Source organism: Bradyrhizobium diazoefficiens (genome assembly GCF_016616885.1).
GTDB lineage: Bacteria > Pseudomonadota > Alphaproteobacteria > Rhizobiales > Xanthobacteraceae > Bradyrhizobium > Bradyrhizobium diazoefficiens_F.
Map to the genome: position 1 here is coordinate 5592447 of NZ_CP067102.1, position 16863 is coordinate 5609309.

15 protein-coding genes are annotated in these 16863 nt (G+C 64.0%); 4 read left to right on the top strand and 11 right to left on the bottom strand.

Features of this window, described 5'->3' with window-relative positions:
* Positions 1-68 precede the first annotated feature (68 nt).
* Positions 69-2426 carry an Orn/Lys/Arg decarboxylase N-terminal domain-containing protein gene (locus JJC00_RS26180; protein WP_200468759.1) on the top strand — a complete coding sequence of 786 codons (2358 nt, stop codon included), beginning with the start codon at positions 69-71 and terminating at the stop codon, positions 2424-2426.
* 6 nt (positions 2427-2432) lie between these two features.
* Positions 2433-3011: a GNAT family N-acetyltransferase gene (locus JJC00_RS26185; protein WP_200468760.1), complete on the top strand. Its 579-nt coding sequence runs from the start codon at positions 2433-2435 to the stop codon at positions 3009-3011.
* Between the two features lie 3 nt (positions 3012-3014).
* On the opposite strand, the gene JJC00_RS26190 is transcribed toward JJC00_RS26185, so the two are convergent.
* The 3 genes from JJC00_RS26190 to JJC00_RS26200 all read right to left on the bottom strand — a co-directional run bounded on the left by JJC00_RS26190 (position 3015) and on the right by JJC00_RS26200 (position 4953).
* Entirely contained in the window at positions 3015-3227 is a 213-nt protein-coding gene (locus tag JJC00_RS26190; RefSeq protein ID WP_027531168.1) for a hypothetical protein, read from the bottom strand.
* A gap of 121 nt (positions 3228-3348) precedes the next feature.
* The gene (locus JJC00_RS26195; RefSeq protein ID WP_200468761.1) at positions 3349-3789 is read right to left on the bottom strand and encodes a flagellar basal body rod protein FlgC; all 441 of its coding nucleotides are present in this window, start codon (positions 3787-3789) and stop codon (positions 3349-3351) included.
* 114 nt (positions 3790-3903) lie between these two features.
* Positions 3904-4953 (bottom strand): hydroxyacid dehydrogenase, encoded by a 1050-nt coding sequence (locus tag JJC00_RS26200; RefSeq protein WP_200468762.1) that lies wholly within the window; start codon positions 4951-4953, stop codon positions 3904-3906.
* 255 nt (positions 4954-5208) lie between these two features.
* Between JJC00_RS26200 and JJC00_RS26205 the strand changes: the two genes are divergently transcribed.
* Positions 5209-5775, top strand: coding sequence for a thiamine pyrophosphate-binding protein (locus tag JJC00_RS26205; RefSeq protein WP_200468763.1), 567 nt, complete (start codon positions 5209-5211; stop codon positions 5773-5775).
* An 8-nt stretch (positions 5776-5783) separates the two neighbouring features.
* Positions 5784-6380 (top strand): thiamine pyrophosphate-dependent enzyme, encoded by a 597-nt coding sequence (locus tag JJC00_RS26210; protein WP_200468764.1) that lies wholly within the window; start codon positions 5784-5786, stop codon positions 6378-6380.
* Positions 6381-6459: 79 nt separating this feature from the next.
* Here JJC00_RS26210 and JJC00_RS26215 read toward each other — a convergent pair whose 3' ends face one another.
* The 8 genes from JJC00_RS26215 to JJC00_RS26250 form a co-directional block, all read right to left on the bottom strand.
* Positions 6460-6843: a DUF1236 domain-containing protein gene (locus JJC00_RS26215; protein WP_200468765.1), complete on the bottom strand. Its 384-nt coding sequence runs from the start codon at positions 6841-6843 to the stop codon at positions 6460-6462.
* 114 nt (positions 6844-6957) lie between these two features.
* A complete protein-coding gene (locus JJC00_RS26220) occupies positions 6958-7845 on the bottom strand; it encodes a 2-hydroxy-3-oxopropionate reductase (protein ID WP_200468766.1) in 888 nt (295 codons plus the stop codon).
* A 227-nt stretch (positions 7846-8072) separates the two neighbouring features.
* Positions 8073-8858 carry a hydroxypyruvate isomerase gene (hyi, locus tag JJC00_RS26225; RefSeq protein WP_200468767.1) on the bottom strand — a complete coding sequence of 262 codons (786 nt, stop codon included), beginning with the start codon at positions 8856-8858 and terminating at the stop codon, positions 8073-8075.
* A gap of 9 nt (positions 8859-8867) precedes the next feature.
* Positions 8868-10658, bottom strand: a complete 1791-nt coding sequence (gcl, locus tag JJC00_RS26230) for a glyoxylate carboligase (protein WP_200468768.1) — start codon at positions 10656-10658, stop codon at positions 8868-8870.
* A 152-nt stretch (positions 10659-10810) separates the two neighbouring features.
* Positions 10811-12613 (bottom strand): adenine deaminase C-terminal domain-containing protein, encoded by a 1803-nt coding sequence (locus JJC00_RS26235; protein WP_200468769.1) that lies wholly within the window; start codon positions 12611-12613, stop codon positions 10811-10813.
* A gap of 85 nt (positions 12614-12698) precedes the next feature.
* Entirely contained in the window at positions 12699-13499 is an 801-nt protein-coding gene (locus JJC00_RS26240) for an NYN domain-containing protein (RefSeq protein WP_200468770.1), read from the bottom strand.
* A gap of 107 nt (positions 13500-13606) precedes the next feature.
* The gene (locus JJC00_RS26245) at positions 13607-14434 is read right to left on the bottom strand and encodes an IclR family transcriptional regulator (protein ID WP_200468771.1); all 828 of its coding nucleotides are present in this window, start codon (positions 14432-14434) and stop codon (positions 13607-13609) included.
* Between the two features lie 137 nt (positions 14435-14571).
* Entirely contained in the window at positions 14572-16701 is a 2130-nt protein-coding gene (locus JJC00_RS26250) for an acetate--CoA ligase family protein (RefSeq protein WP_200468772.1), read from the bottom strand.
* Positions 16702-16863 lie beyond the last annotated feature (162 nt).

The window sequence follows — 16863 nt, forward strand, 5'->3', positions numbered from 1 at the left end:
AGCCACTGTCATCTAACTGTCATCGAATGTGCCGAGACCTGTCGGTCTCTGCACATTCGGGACCTGCCATGGACTATTTCAAGCGCTTCAACTTCCTGTTCGCCGCACCTGTTTTCGACGCCGACGACCTCGAGGGCGTCCGCTTCAACCAGATCATCGAGGAAATCCAGCGCTCCGGCTTCGAGGTGGTCCGGGCCCGCAAGCTGGAAGACGCCGAGATCGCGGTGCAGACCGACGCCGCGATCGGCTGCATGGTGGTGGACTGGAGCAAGAAGGGACTTGAGGGCAAGACCTCGGCATTGATCAACCTGATGCGGCGCCGCGGCCTCGACTTCCCGATCATCCTCCTGATCCGCCGCAAGCGGTTCGAGGACCTGCCGGTCGAGGTGCTCGACTTCATCGATGGCTATGTCTTCCTGTCGGAGGAGACGCCGACCTTCATTGCCAAGAATCTGATCAGCCGGCTCAAGCAATATGCCGAGACGCTGAAGACGCCGTTCTTCGGCGCGCTGGTCGACTATGCCGAGGAAGGCAACCAGCTCTGGACCTGCCCGGGCCACAATGGCGGCGTGTTCTACAACCGCAGCCCGATCGGCCGGGTCTTCGTCGAGCATCTCGGCGAATCCGTGTTCCGCGACGACCTCGACAATTCGGTGCTCGATCTCGGCGACCTGCTCACCCACGAGGGGCCGGCGCTGAGGGCACAGAAGGAAGCGGCGCAAATCTTCGGCGCAGAGAAGACCTATTTCGTGCTCAACGGCACCTCGACCTCGAACAAAGTCGCGCTCGGCGCGCTTGTCACCGACGGCGACCTCGTGCTGTTCGATCGCAACAATCATAAGGCCGCCCATCACGGCGCGCTGATGATCGGCGGCGGTATTCCGGTCTATGTCCCGACCATCCGCAACGCCTGGGGCCTGATCGGCCCGATGCGCTGGGACATGCTCGACGAGAAAGCCTTGCGCGAGACGATCCGCAATCATCCGCTGGTCACGGACAAGGACGCCTGGCGCAAGGAGCGGCCATTCCGCGTCGCAGTGGTCGAGCAATGCACCTATGACGGCACCATCCACAATGCCGAGATGATCCTGAAGCGCGTCGGCCATCTCTGCGAATATATCCTGTTCGACGAGGCCTGGGCCGGCTTCATGAAATTCCACCCGCTCTATGCCGGCCGCTTCGCGATGGGCCTCGCCAACCTCCCACCGGAGGCGCCGGGCATCATCGCGACGCAGTCGACCCACAAGCAGCTCGCGAGCTTCTCCCAGGCCTCCCAGATCCACATCAAGGACCGCCACATCCGCGGCCAGAAGCGCCGTGTCGAGCATCGCCGCTTCAACGAAAGCTTTATGCAGCACGCCTCGACCTCGCCATTTTATCCGCTGTTCGCCTCGCTCGACGTCGGCGCGCAGATGATGAAGGGGCGATCGGGCGAAGTGCTGTGGGACGATACGATCCGGCTGGGCATCGAGCTGCGCAAGAAGATCCGCGCGATGCGCCGGGAGTTCGAGGAGAAGGAGCAGAACCCGGATCGCCGCTGGTTCTTCGAGCCCTTCGTCCCCGATCGCGTCGCAATCCCAGACGTCAGCCGCCCCGGCGCTGCGCACAACGTCGCCTGGGAGACGCTGTCAACCGACGAACTCGCGACCAATCCCGCGCTGTGGCAGCTCGGGCCCGACAGCACCTGGCACGGCTTCCCCGGCATGGCCGAGGGCTTTGCCATGACCGATCCGAACAAGCTGACGCTGCTCACCCCCGGCTTCGACCGCGCGACCGGCGCCTATGCCGAGCACGGCATCCCCGCCCCGGTCGTCGCACAGTATCTGCGCGAAAACCGCATCGTGCCGGAGAAGAACGACCTCAACTCCCTGCTCTTCCTGCTTACGCCGGGCGTCGAGGCGAGCAAGGCCGGCACGCTGATCTCCGGGCTCGTCGCCTTCAAGAAGCTGCACGACGACAATGCGCTTTTGGCCGACGCGATCCCGGAATTCTATCAGCGGCGGCAGGCGCGCTATGCCGGCGTGCGGCTGCGCGACCTCTGCGGCGAGATGCACCGCTTCTTCCGTGCCGCCGATGTCAGTGCGCTCCAGGCACGGCAATTCATGCCCGAGCATATGCCTGAGATCGCGATGTCGCCGCGCGATGCCGCGCGCTTCCTGTTCAAGAACGACGTCGACTATTTGCCGATCGAGGCGATCGCCGGTCGCATCGCCACCACGCCCTTCGTGGTCTATCCGCCCGGCATCGCCACCATCGTTCCCGGCGAGCGGCTGACGGAACGGGCCAAGCCCATGGTGGATTATCTCAAGATGTTCGAGACCTGCTTCAATACGTTTCCGGGCTTCGATGTCGAAATCCAGGGCGTCTACAGGGAGGTCGATGCACAGGGCCGCATCGGGCTCTATACTTACGTGGTTGCCGAGTAGGCGCCGATGAACGAAACAGCGATTGCACGCACCGATGACGAGCCGGTCCTGGTCCGGCCGTCACGCGAGGGCGATATCGAGGCGATGCTGGCGATCTACCGCCATCACGTCCGCAATGGCGTGCCGCGCGACGTCGAGGGAACCGGCGCGCCGGAGCCGGACGATCTGCGTGACCGCCGCAAGAATTTGAAGCAGACCCGCCTGCCGCATCTGGTCGCGACCTATCGCGGCGAGGTCGTCGGCTACGCCTATGCGGTGCTGTTCCGCAAGCGACCCGCCTATCGCTACACGGCCAAGCACTCGATTTACGTCCATCACGAGCATCTCGGTCGCGGGGTCGGGCGGCTGCTGCTCCAGGACCTGATCGATGCGTGTGCTGCGGCCGGCTTCCGCCAGATGATCGGCTATATCGATGCCGACAACGCCCCATCGCTGGCGTTGCACGAGAAGTTCGGATTTGCACGCGTCGGCCTGCTCTGCGGCGTTGCCTATCGGCACGGCCGCTGGTCTGATACCGCCATGGTGCAGCGTTCGCTCGGCGCCGGCGTAACCGCGCCGCCATCACTGACGACACCCGGACGTTAAACCCTACGAGGGAAAGTCAGCCGGTCTGACCTGGATGCGGTCGGCATGCAGCGACCAGTGATGCAACGCCTGGTCCTTACAAAACCTCGCCTTCGCCCGCTCCCTGGCTTCGTCCTCGTCGGCGGCATCGATCTCGAGCGCCCCCTGGCAAACCTCGATCTGCCGGCCGTACTGGCCGAGCACGTCCTTCATGAACCTGACGACATAAGTTGACATGGGACCTCCTGCCTGCCCCGGCGGCACTCTAGTCCCATTTAGCCCTGCTGAGGAAAGGAGATTTTGACGCGGATCAAAGTCCGGCGAGGTTCCCGCCGCCCATTCAGGCGGCGGTTCGGCATCACGTCTTGATGTCGAGAAGCGACTCTGTCGTTTCCGAGTAAGCTTGAATAACCTTCGCATTGGCAATGAAGCTGTACTTTGCGGTCGCCAGTTGAACGAATTCACTGGCGAGATCGACGTTCGGCGCTGCGACCAGGCCATCCTGGTTTGCGTAGAGAGCGCTTGGGTCGGATTGTGCGGTATAGCTCGGCGAAACGGTCGACACGGTCGCGATCGTACCGCCCGGCGTCGAGCCGCTCGATTGGTCGACCTGATCGACCCGCAACGGCACATAAGCCGCGGGATAAGCCGAACTGGTGCTCGAACTGCCGGCACCGGCCGATGCGCCTGACGCAGGGAGCGGCCCGGTCGTCCTGACATTGGCGATGTTGCTCGCGGCCACGTTCACGCGCAAGCTTGCAGCAGAAAGTCCGGATGTCGCAATCGAAAATATGCTCATGGGCTCTCATCTACAGGACAAGTCATACGCGTTCATTCACGCCATCGATAAGATGCCCCGCTTTGCATTTTGATCGCGGTAACCAATGATTGGCGCGCAACAGCCTTTCGCGCCCTACCCAGGCGTGACGCCAAAGGCCTGCTTGAAGCGCTCGGCATAAACAGGCCAGACCTCGGGATTGATGATGCGCGGCGGACGCTTGCCGTCGAGCGTCTCCAGCACCTGCTCGGCGGCGATGCGACCCATGTTCTGGCGCGCCTCGGTCGTGACGCCTGCCGTGTGCGGGCTCGCCAGCACGTTGTCGAACTGCAGCAGCGGATGCTCCGTCGGCGGTGGCTCCTTGGACCAGACGTCGAGGCCAGCACCCGCAATACGCTTGTCGCGCAATGCCTGGAGCAGCGCGTCCTCGTCATGAATGAAGCCGCGCGCGGTGGTGATGAAATAGGCATGCGGCTGCATCAGGCCAAATTCACGCACGCCGATCATGTTGCGGCTACCCTTGTTGAGCGGACAGGAGATCGAGACGAAGTCGGCGCGGCGCAGCAGCTCGTCGAGCTCGACCTTCTCGCCGCCCCGCTCGGCCATCACCTCGGCCGTGAGGTAAGGATCGTAGGCCAGCACCTTCATGCCGAGCAGGCCCTTGCAGAGTGCTGCGATGCGGCGGCCGACATTGCCGAGGCCAATGATGCCGACGGTCTTGTGCTCGACCTCGTTGCCGACAAGCTCGTTGCGGTTGACGTTGGGCTCACGGCGCAAGCGACGGTCGGACTGGATGATGCGCTTGGACAAGGTCAGCATCATCGCCAGCGCGTGCTCGGCCACCGAATGCGCGTTGCCGCCGGACTGGTTCACGACCAGCACGCCTGCATCCGTGCAGGCCTCGACATCAACGGGGTCGAAGCCTGCGCCGTTGCTGGAGACCAGCAGCAGGTTCGGCGTGCGCTTCAGGAAGGCGGCGTCGACATGGAAATGCGGCGCCAGCTCGTCGCGGGCGGCGCCGATCTGGTAGACATGGGCCGCGCTCAGGATTGGCGCATAGAAATCCTCGGGGCTCTCGTTCTCGATGCGGTCGAGCCGGACGTCGGGTCGCGCCTTCAGGATGTCGATGTAGATCGGGTTGGCCAGGTATTTAACATAGAAGACGCGCTTGCTGTTGACCGACATCAGGACCCTTCCGGCTCTCTCGCGGAGACCCGCAAGGTCAGCGCGATGCGCGCCCCGTCCATGCGTCCCTCCCGTTTCTCATTATCCCGCTTATGACATGGCGGCGCCGGCCACGGCAGACCGTCTGGCGCAGATCACGGTGCCGGCCCGGACATGTTGACAATCCCGCCCGCTCCGTCAAGTTTCGGCAGACTGCCGCGACGACCAAGACGATGGTCAAGACCAAGAAACCTGCGCGGCTGAAGGGAGAACGCGATGGCGACTGCGGAACAGCAGACCTCGTCCCAGGCGGGAGCGGGGTCCGGCGACAGAAGCTGGCACAGCATCGTCCTGCAGACCCTGAAGCGGAACGAGATCAGCCTCATCCCCTATGTGCCCGACCGCGTGCTGACGCCGCTGATCAAGAATCTTCATGCCGATCCCTTCTTCACGACCTTTGCGACCGCCCGCGAGGAAGAGGCCGTCGGCATCGTCTCGGGCGCCTGGATGGGCGGGCGGCGCGGCGCGGTGCTGATGCAGACCTCGGGCTTTGCGACGCTGGCCAACACGCTCGCCTCGCTCGCGGTGCCCTACCAGATTCCGCTGATCATGTTCGTGTCCGAGCGCGGCACGCTCGGCGAGTTCAATTACGGCCAGTCGCTGGTCTGCCGCACCATGCGCCCGGTGCTGGATTCGCTCGCGCTGGAGCACCACACCATCACCCGGCTCGACGAGCTCGAATTCATCGCGGACCGCTCGATCAAGCAAGCCGTCACCACGCAAGCGCCGGTGGCGCTGATCCTCAACCCGCTGCTCACCGGCGGCAAGACCTTCGACAAGTGAGATCAGCAATGAATGCCCGCAACACCAAGGTGATGAACCGGTTCGATGTGACGTCGCGCCTGATCGCAAAACTGAAGCACGAGGAAGCGGTGGTCGGCGGCATCGGCAACACCAACTTCGACCTCTGGGCCGCCGGCCATCGCCCGCAGAATTTTTACATGCTCGGCAGCATGGGCCTCGCTTTCCCGATCGCGCTTGGCGTGGCGCTGGCGCAGCCCGACCGGCGCGTCTTCGCGCTTGAAGGCGACGGCTCGTTGCTGATGCAGCTCGGCGCGCTCTCGACCATCGCAGCGCTTAAGCCGAAGAACCTGATCATGATCGTGATGGACAACGGCATCTACCAGATCACCGGCGCGCAGCCGACGCCGGCCGCAGGTGTCGCCGATCTCGTCGCGATCGCCTTGGGCTCGGGTCTCGCCAACAGTGCCTGGGCGGTGGACGAGGAGGATTTCGAGCGGCTGGTCGACGCGGCGATGTCGGTCGACGAGCCCAGCCTGATCGCCCTGCGCATCGACGACAAGCCCGGCGTCGGCACCACCCGCAGAGATCCCGTGCAGATCCGCGAGCGCTTCATGCACGGCCTCGGCGTCCGCGAGCCGCTCTAACGTCCAATCATTGACGACAAGGACCCGCGGAGCGTCGCTCCGCGGGTCCCGATATTCCAACCGCTTTCCTATGCGCCGATCAGTCGATGATCTTGACAACCCGGCGCGTGCGCGGCTCGACGATCACGCGGCGATCGTTGACGACCGCATAGCGATACTCGGTGTAGTTCGGCACGGGGCGCAGCACCACGGTCGGGGGCAGCGGCTCGCCGACGACGACGCGCTCGTGGATCACGACGGAATTATCGCGCGGGATGCCGCCGAGGATCGCATTCGGAATTTCCAGGCCCGCGCCGACCGCCGCACCCACGGTGCCGCCGACCATCGCCCCGACCGGACCGCCGATGTCGCCGCCCGCGCGTGCGCCGTTCCTGGCGCCCTCTTCGGTCGTCGACTGGGCAAAGGCTGCACTCGACGCCAGCAGCGCCGCGGCAGCCAACGAAATCGCAAGACGGGTCTTCATGTCCACACTCTCCAGTGTTCGTTGATGCGACTTCAACCGCGGGGCTAGAACATTGTTCCAGTTCCGCCGCGACGAAAGTCGCATCACATCCGGAGAGTGTTACCGCGTAACCGTTCAGGCCGCGGCGATCTCATGGCCCGCCATCAGTTCCAGCGCCCGCACCATCGCCGAATGATCCCAGCCCTTGCCGCCATGCGCGGTGCAGGACGAGAACAATTGCTGCGCCACCGCCGTGCTCGGCAGGGACAGGCCGAGCGCGCGGGCACCTTCGAGCGCGAGATTGAGATCCTTCTGGTGCAGCTCGATGCGGAAGCCCGGAACGAAATTGCGCTTCACCATGCGCTCGCCATGCACCTCGAGAATCCGCGACGAGGCAAAGCCGCCCATCAGCGCCTTGCGCACCAGCGCGGGGTCGGCGCCGGCCTTGGACGCGAACAGCAGCGCCTCGCTCACCGCCTCGATCGTCAGCGCCACGATGATCTGGTTCGCGACTTTCGTCGTCTGACCATCGCCATTGGCGCCGACATGCGTGACGTTCTTGCCCATCTTGTCGAAGATCGGCTTCATGGTGTTGAAGGCCCGCTCGGGGCCACCGACCATGATGGTGAGGCTCGCCGCCTTGGCGCCGACCTCGCCGCCCGACACCGGCGCATCGAGATAATCCGCGCCAAGCGCCTCGATCTTCTTCGCGAATTCCTTGGTCGCCAGCGGCGAGATCGAGCTCATGTCGACCACGATCTTGCCCTTGGAGATGCCGCCGGCGACGCCGTCTTTGTCGAACAGCACGGCCTCCACATGCGGCGTATCCGGCACCATGATGATGATGGCATCCGCCTCCTCCGCCACTTCCTTCGCCGACTTGCAGGCGACGCCGCCCGCCACGACCAGCTCCGGCGCGACCGGCGCGACGTCATGCAGGAGAACGCGATGGCCCGCGGCCAGAAGATGGCCGGCCATCGGCCGTCCCATGGTGCCAAGTCCGATGAAGCCGATGTCGATCATGGTTTGATTCTTCTCTCAGTTGTACCGTCAAATTCATCCACGAGCTCGGTGCACCTCTCCCGCCTGCGGGAGAGGTCGGCGCGAAGCGCCGGGTGAGGGCTCTATCCGCCCGGGGATTTTCACCGCATCTCGCGAAACCCCACCGCGGAGACACCCTCACCCCAGCCCTCTCCCGCAAGCGGGAGAGGGAGCGCACTGTCACCGCGGCCAAAACTGGCCCGGAACTGTCACGTCTCGAAAGTCTGCGCGGCGTGCCAGGACAGGCCTTCCAGCGTCGTGGTGCGCGGCTTGTATTCGCAGCCGATCCAGCCGCGATAGCCGATCGCGTCGAGATGGCGGAACAGGAAGGGATAGTTGATCTCGCCGGTGCCGGGCTCGTTGCGGCCGGGATTGTCGGCGAGCTGGACATGGGCGATCTGCGGCAGATATTCCTGCATGGTGCGGGCGAGATCGCCCTCCATGATCTGCATGTGATAGATGTCGTACTGGATGAACAGATTGTTCGACCGCACCTCGGAGATCAGCTGCACCGCCTGCTCGGTGCCGTTGAGGGAGAAGCCGGGGATGTCGAGCGTGTTGATCGGCTCGACCAGCAGCTTGATGTTTTCACGTGCCAGCGTCGAAGCCGCAAAGCGCAGGTTTCCGACCAGCGTCTCCTGCAGCTCGCGCGGATCGGCATCTACAGGCGCGATACCGACGAGGCAGTTGAGCTGGTCGCAATCAAGCGCCTTGGCATAATCGATCGCGCGGAACACGCCGTCGCGGAATTCGGCGGTGCGATCCGGCATGATCGCGATGCCGCGCTCGCCGCCGGCCCAGTTTCCGGCAGGCAGATTGTGCAGCACCTGGGTCAACCCGTGGGCCTCGAGCTGCTCGCGCAAAAGCGCCTTGTCGAAATCATAGGGGAAGAGATATTCCACCCCGGCAAAGCCCGCCGCCTTCGCAGCAGCGAAGCGGTCGATGAACGGCATCTCGTTGAAGAGCATGGTGAGGTTGGCGGCGAATTTAGGCAAGACTGTCCCCTATTCTGCTGGCTGCAACACGCCGGGTCGCTTAGCGCCGACCTCGTCGAGCGGCAGGTCCAGCACCTCTTCGAATTCGACGATGTTGTCGATCTCGGTGCCCATCGCGATGTTGGTGACGCGCTCGAGGATGAATTCAACCACCACGGGCACGCGGTGCTTTTTCATCAATTCCCGCGCGGTCGCGAACGCCGCCTGCGTGTCCTTGGGATCGGTGACGCGGATCGCCTTGCAGCCAAGCCCCTCGGCGACCGCGACATGATCCACGCCGTAGCCATTGAGCTCCGGCGCGTTGACGTTCTCGAACGAGAGCTGGACGTGATAGTCCATGTCGAAGCCGCGCTGCGCCTGGCGGATCAGACCGAGATAGGAATTGTTCACGACGACGTGGATGTAGGGCAGATTGAACTGCGCCCCGACCGCGAGCTCCTCGATCAAGAACTGGAAATCGTAATCGCCTGATAGCGCGACGATGTCGCGATCCGGGCACGCCGCACGCACGCCCAGCGCCGCCGGCAGAGTCCATCCGAGCGGCCCCGCCTGCCCTGCATTGATCCAGTTGCGCGGCTTGTAAACGCCGAGGAACTGTGCGCCTGCGATCTGCGACAGGCCGATCACCGTGACATAGGTGGTGTCACGGCCGAACGCCTTGTTCATTTCCTCGTAGACGCGCTGCGGCTTGATCGGGACGTTGTCGAAATGGCTCTTGCGCAGCATGGTCCTCTTGCGGTCACGACAGGCCGCGGGCCACGCCTGGCGCTCGCGGAGCCTGCCGGAACGTCGCCACTCCCTGGCGACGGAGACGAAGAGCTCGAGCGCAGCTTTCGCGTCCGAGACGATGCCGAGATCGGGATTGAACACGCGCCCGATCTGGGTCGGCTCGATGTCGACATGCACGAAGGTGCGGCCCTTGGTGTAGGTCTCGACCGAGCCGGTGTGACGGTTGGCCCAGCGATTGCCGATGCCGAGCACGAAATCGGATTCCAGCAGCGTGGCGTTGCCGTAGCGGTGACTGGTCTGAAGGCCAACCATGCCGGCCATCAACACGTGATCGTCGGGGATCGCGCCCCACCCCATCAGCGTCGGAACCACAGGCACATTCGCGATCTCGGCGAATTCGACCAGCAGATCCGAGGCATCGGCATTGATGATGCCGCCGCCCGCCACGATCAGCGGCCGCTCGGCGGCGTTGAGCATCTCCAGCGCCTTCTCGACCTGCTTGCGCGTCGCGGTCGGCTTGTAGACCGGCAGCGGCTCGTAGGTCTCGTCGTCGAACTCGATCTCGGCGAGCTGCACGTCGAGCGGCATGTCGATCAGCACCGGCCCCGGCCGGCCCGAGCGCATCACATGAAACGCCTGGCTGAACACGCGCGGCACCAGCGCCGGCTCGCGCACGGTCACCGCCCATTTGGTCACGGGCTTTGCGATCGACTCGATGTCGACGGCCTGGAAATCCTCCTTGTAGAGCCGTGCGCGCGGCGCCTGGCCGGTGATGCAGAGGATCGGAATGGAATCGGCGATTGCCGAATAGAGCCCGGTGATCATGTCGGTGCCGGCCGGCCCCGAGGTGCCGATGCAGACGCCGATATTGCCGGCCTTGGCCCGGGTATAGCCCTCCGCCATGTGGGAGGCGCCCTCGACATGGCGCGCGAGGATGTGGCGGATCGAGCCGCGCTTCTTCAGCGCCGAATAAAGCGGATTGATCGCGGCTCCGGGAACGCCGAAGGCAGTCGAGATGCCTTCCTTCTCCAGGATGCGCACGGCTGCATCGATAGCTCGCATCTTCGCCATATCGGACCTCGCTTGGTTTAAGTCAGCGAGCGAGATCATCAGGTGCGCAGGATGCGATCTCAACGAGATCGATTTTATTTTCCACGATGCGGCAGCCGCGGAAAAATCGAGGTGATCTCAAGCAGTTAGATTGATAAATGCGTGAAAGCCGCTCACTCGAACAACGGCGCGAGCTCCATTTGTGGCACCAACACCAGCCCCTTGTCGGTGATGCGAATTTCCGGAATGACCGATAGCGGAATCAGATTGAAGCCCATGTAGGGGATGGTGCAGCCGGCCTCGGCCCACTCCTGCTTCAGCACCTTGACCTCTTCGGCCACTTCGGTGACGCGCTTGTCCGACAAGAGCCCTGCGATCGGCAGCGGGACGAACGCCCTCACCTTGCCGTCGGCGACGACGCAGACGCCGCCTTGCTGCGTCTTGATGGCCGCAATCGCCACCTGCATGTCGTCCTCGTTAGTGCCCGCGACGATGATGTTGTGGCTGTCGTGGCCGACGCTGGAGGCGACCGCGCCGCGCTTCAGGCCAAAATCCTTCAAAAGGCCATAAGCGACGTTGCCGGCCGATTTGCCGTGGCGCTCAACGACGGTGACGAAGCACAGACCGTAACGCGCAAACAGCGATGGCCAGTCCTTGGCCGGCTCGATCGCGACCTTCTCGTGGATCAGCGTGATGCCGGGCAGCGCTGTCTTGATCGCGTTGACGGTACAGGCCTTTGCCGGAAGCTCCGGCGTCAGCTTGAGCTTCTCCGGCAGTTTTACCGTGACATAGGCCGCGTCAGGATATTGATAGCGCAGCGACAGCGCCTGATCGAGCCTCGGCGTGATCTTGCGGTTCTCGACGACCAACTCGCCGCCATACCAGGTCGATTGCGGCTTGAGCTGATCGTCCATCAGCACGAGATCAGCGCGGCGGCCGCCGCCGAGGCCACCGATATCGCCTTCCATGCCGAACCGCGTGGCACCGTGCAACGAACCCATCGACCAGGCCTGCTCCGGCGACATCCCCGCCTTGACCGCTTCGCGCACCACCCAGTCGAGGCCGAACAGCAGCAAATCATCGGCATCGCGATCGTCCGTGCACACCGCCGTGCGTTTGTGCGAAGCGCCAAGCTCGGTGATCGTCCGGATCGCCTGCGGCAGCGAATGCCACGGCGTGGTCGGTGGGCCGCCCCGCAAGAACACCCAGACGCCGGCGTCCAGCAGATCGTCGGCGATGTCGCGGTCGATCGCCTCATGGGTGTCGGTGACGCCGCTCGCCGCATAGGCTGCGACGAATTCGCGGCCATAGACATGCCCGGACACCGGGCGCCCGCGTTTCAAGGCCGCAGCGAGAATGGCATGGCTGCGCTCGTCGCCCATCGTGACAGGCACAAAGTCCATCTTCTCGCCGAGCCCGACGGCTTCGGGCCAGCGGTCGAACAGGCCGGCGATCTTGTCGGGCGTGAGATCGCCGCCGGCAGTCTCAAGCTCGGCCGAAGTCGCCGGCACAGTGCTCGGAACCGTCAGAAAGATCGACAGCGGCGCCTCGCGCGCGTCCTCCAGCATCGCCTCGACGCCGGCGACATCCATGACGTTGCCGATCTCGTGGCTGTCGCAGAAGATCGTGGTGGTGCCGTTCAGCAGCGCAGCCTCGGCGTAGGCGCATGCCGTCACCATCGAGGATTCGATGTGGATGTGCGGATCAACCAGCCCCGGCGCGATGATGCCGCCGGCGGCGTCATATACCGGCACATCGTTCCATGCCTTCTTCGCCGTGCCGGCCGGCTTCACCGCTGCAATGCGGCCGCCAGTGATCCAGACCTCCCGCCCCGGGTGGATTCGCTCCGAATAGGTCGAGAGCACCCGCGCACCCGATATGACGAGGTCGGGCGCGACGCGCGCGGAGGCGACATCGGCGAGCCGGCGCGTCATCGCATCCAGCGGCGCGACGGCAAAACGGGTGAGTTTGGACATCAGGACCCTCGCATAGCCTTACGGTCCAGCGATGGTTACGCCCCGCGCCGAACCGGGCAAGCTCAAATATAAAGGCACGCCCTGCTTACGCCTTAGGCGTCGAACCGCCTGCGGCCCCCGACCTGGCAGGCCTGCGCCGGTTCCGCGTTTTCGGCGGCGGTGCGGCAGCGGGCTTGACCCGAATCCGCATCGAGCGGCCCTTCGGCTCATCGATCTCGAACGAATTCGTCTTTCGCACGAGGTCACTCAGCTTGCGGAAGCCAAAGGTCCTCGGATCGAAATCGGAAGCCAGATTGGCGAGCTGCCGGCCGACTTCTCCGAGCGTGACCCAGCCGTCCTCGCTCTCCATCTGGGTGATGACCTTCTTGATGATGGGGGTCGCGGCATCGTGCGGCTGAAGCGATGTTGATCGTAACGCGGCGTCCTGGGTGTTCGCCGGGGCTGCAAGCAGGTTCTCCGTGTAAACGAACCGTCGGCAGGCCTGACGGAAGCTTTCCGGTGTCTTGTGTTCGCCGAAGCCAAAAACATCGACGCCCTGTTCCCGGATGCGGGCGGCGAGCCTGGTGAAGTCGCTATCGGACGACACCAGGCAGAAGCCATCGAACCGGCCGCTGTGAAGCAGATCCATTGCGTCGATGACGAGCGTTATGTCCGACGCATTCTTTCCCGTCGTATAGGCGAATTGCTGCTGCGGGATGATGGCGTGTTTCGACAGGATATCGGCCCAGGCCCTGGATCGCGCATTGGAGAAATCCCCGTAGATGCGGCGAACACTGGCTTCGCCGATCTTGGCAATCTCCTCGAACAGACCATCGGCGATCTTCGCGGAGGCATTGTCGGCATCGATCAGAACGGCGAGACGGGGCGAACGGAGCTCAGACGGCATGACATTCCCCAAAAAGGACGCGACAACGGTGAATGGATATACCGATGTCGAGGCTCTTGCCGCCAGAGCTGATTTCCTTTTTGGGCGCGATGGAGCGCAAACCTGGCTCAGCCCGGGTTCACGCCCCCAAGCGCAGCTGTCAACTCCGCAGCGACCTCGCGTACCACGCGGCCGATCTCCGGCAAGCGGGCATCGGTGACGCGGCTGGTCAGGCCCGAGACGGAGATCGCGGCCAGCGGCTCGGCAAGCGCGTTATAGACGACGGCAGCGACGCAGCGCAGGCCCGCCTCGGCCTCTTCGTCGTCCACCGCAAAACCCTGCTTTCGGATCGTCGCGAGTTCCTTGAACAGGTCGCTCGGCCGCACGATGGATTTTTCCGTCAGCCTAGGCATGCCGTGATGGCGGATGACGGCGCCGACATCCTCGTCGGAATAGGTCGCAAGCACGGCCTTGCCGACGCCTGAGGTTACCATGGCGACGCGGCCGCCGACCTTGGTCAGCGAGCGCATGATCTCGCGGCTCTCCATGCGGGTCAGCACGATGATGAATTCGTCGTCGACGACCGCAAGATTGGCGGTCTCGCGCGTGAGATCGCGCAGCTTGCGCAAATAAGGAATCGCCTGCGCCGTGAAATTGCGCCGCCGCGCAAAGCTGGCGCCCACCGTAAAACTGCGCACGCCAACATGCCATTTGGATTCGGCGCGGTCGAACTGCACGAAGCGGCGGCTTTCCAGCGTCGCCAGCAGGCGGTGCACGGTCGAGGCCGACAGGCCGGTGCGGACGGCGAGATCGCTGAGGCGATAGCCCTTGTCGTCCTCGGCCAGCGTCTCGATGATCGACAGCGCGCGGTCGACCGACTGCACGCCGCCGTCACGATCGGCCTCCGATGCCGATCGTGCTTCGAGCGATTTACGCCTGATCACGTTCTTGCCCATCGCGACCTGCCGCTTTGGCTGGCGTCATCCCGGGGCGCGCGTGAGCGCGAACTTTGGTGCGCAATTGCGCACCGGAGAATCTCGAGATCCCGGGTTCGACGCTTCGCGCCGCCCCGGGATGACAGGAGAGTTTACGCTCAGAGCAGGCCCGCGCCGCGCGCCCACTTGTACTTGGCGCCGAGCACCTCGACCGGCAGCTCGGTCGAATAGGCATAGGCCGGGATGCCGTTCTGGTAGAGATATTCGGCGGCTTCCTCGACCTCGACGTCGCCGGCGAGCGAGGCCACGATCGGCTTCACGAAGCCCTTGGCCTCCATCTCCTTCTTCACCTCGACCATGTTGCGGGCGAACACCATCGGCGGCGTGACGATGGTGTGCCAGTAGCCGAGGATCAGCGAGTGGATGCGCTCGTCCGTCAAACCGAGCTTCACCGTGTTGACGTAGGTGATCGGCGGCTCGCCGCCAGTGATATCCACAGGATTTCCGGCCGCGCCGAACGGCGGGATGAACTTGCGGAAGGCCGCATCCAGATCCGGCGGCATCGACATCAGCGACAGGCCGTTGTCGACGCAGGAGTCCGACAGCAGCACGCCCGAGCCACCCGCACCGGTGATGATCAGCACGTTCTCACCCTTCGGCGTCGGCAGCACCGGCACGCCGCGGGCGAATTCCAGCAGCTGACGCAAGCTGCGGGCGCGGATCACGCCGGACTGCGCCAGCACGTCCTCGTAGATCTTGTCGTTACCAGCGAGCGCGCCGGTGTGCGACGAAGCCGCCTTCGCGCCGGCCGAGGTGCGGCCGGCCTTGAGCACGATCACCGGCTTCTTCTTGGAGACGCGCTTGGCGGCTTCGGCAAAAGCGCGACCGTCCTTGAGGTCTTCGCAGTGCTGCGCGATCAGGTTCGTGTTCGGATCCTGCTCGAAGAAGGCAAGCAGATCGTCTTCGTCGATGTCGGACTTGTTGCCGAGGCCGACGATCGCCGACACACCCATTTTCGCCGAGCGCGAAAAACCGATGATGGCCATGCCGATACCGCCCGACTGCGACGACAGAGCCGCGTGGCCCTTGACGTCATAGGCGGTGCAGAAGGTCGCGCAGAGATTGGCGGGCGTATAATAGAAGCCGTAGATGTTCGGCCCCATCAGGCGGATGTCATACTTCTTGCCGACTTCGACGATCTCGGCCTGCAGCTCCGGCGCGCCGGCTTCGGCGAAGCCAGACGGGATCAGCACCGCGCCCGGGATCTTCTTCTCGCCGCATTCGGTGAGTGCCGCGGCCACAAACTTCGCGGGGATCGCAAACACCGCGGTGTCGATGACGCCCGGCACGTCCTTGACGCTCTTGTACGCCTTGTAGCCGAGGATCTCGGGGGCCTTGGGATGGATCGGGTAGATCTCGCCTTTGTAGCCGCCATTGATGAGGTTCTTCATCACGGAGTTGCCGATCTTGCCATCCTCCGCGGAGGCGCCGACCACGGCGACCGCCTTCGGCTGCATGATGCGGCTCATTGCCGCGACGATCTCGTCGGTCGGGCGCGGCTTCGGCTTGGGCTTGTAGGCGAAGTCGACGACGACGCGCACGTCGGCTGCAATGGCGTCCTTTGCGGTGGCGAAGACAGGATTGAGGTCGAGCTCGACCATCTCAGGGAAATCAGTGACGAGCTGCGAGACCTTGACGATGACGTCGGCGAGCGCCGTGCGGTTCACCGGCTCGCCGCCGCGAACGCCCTTCAGAATCTCGTGCGCCTGGATGCCGTCGAGCATCGAGAGCGCGTCTTCCCTGGTCGCGGGCGCGAGGCGGAAGGTGATGTCCTTCAGCACTTCGACAAGCACGCCGCCGAGGCCGAAAGCGACCAGCTTGCCAAACGAGCCGTCGGTGATCGAGCCGACGATGACTTCGGTGCCGCCGGCCAGCATCTGCTGCACCTGGATGCCCTCGATCTTGGCATCGGCCTTGTACTTCTTGGCGTTGCCGAGAATGGTCTCGTAGGCCTTCTCGGCATCCTGTGCCGTCTTGACGCCGACGATGACGCCGCCGGCCTCGGTCTTGTGGAGAATGTCCGGCGAGACGATTTTCATCACCACCGGAAAGCCCATCGCGGACGCCATCTTGCCGGCCTCGCCGGCCGACTTCGCCACGCCCTCTTTCGGCACCGGAATGCCGTAGGCGTCGCAGACCACCTTGCCTTCCGGGGCGGTCAGGCTGGTGCGGTTGTCGGCCTTGACCTGGTCAAGGACCTTGCGGACGACGTCTTTGGAATTGGACATAGGCTTCTCCCTTGACCTTCAGTTCTTGCTTTGCAAAGCGCGCGTGATGCGCCTGCCCGTGATACTTGCCATCGCTGCGCTTTGTTCCGCGCTGCGGAACGGAGCGGCGAAATGCCCTTGATTACTCCGTCAGCTTGGATCAAAAATGGCTAGCGATGGCAT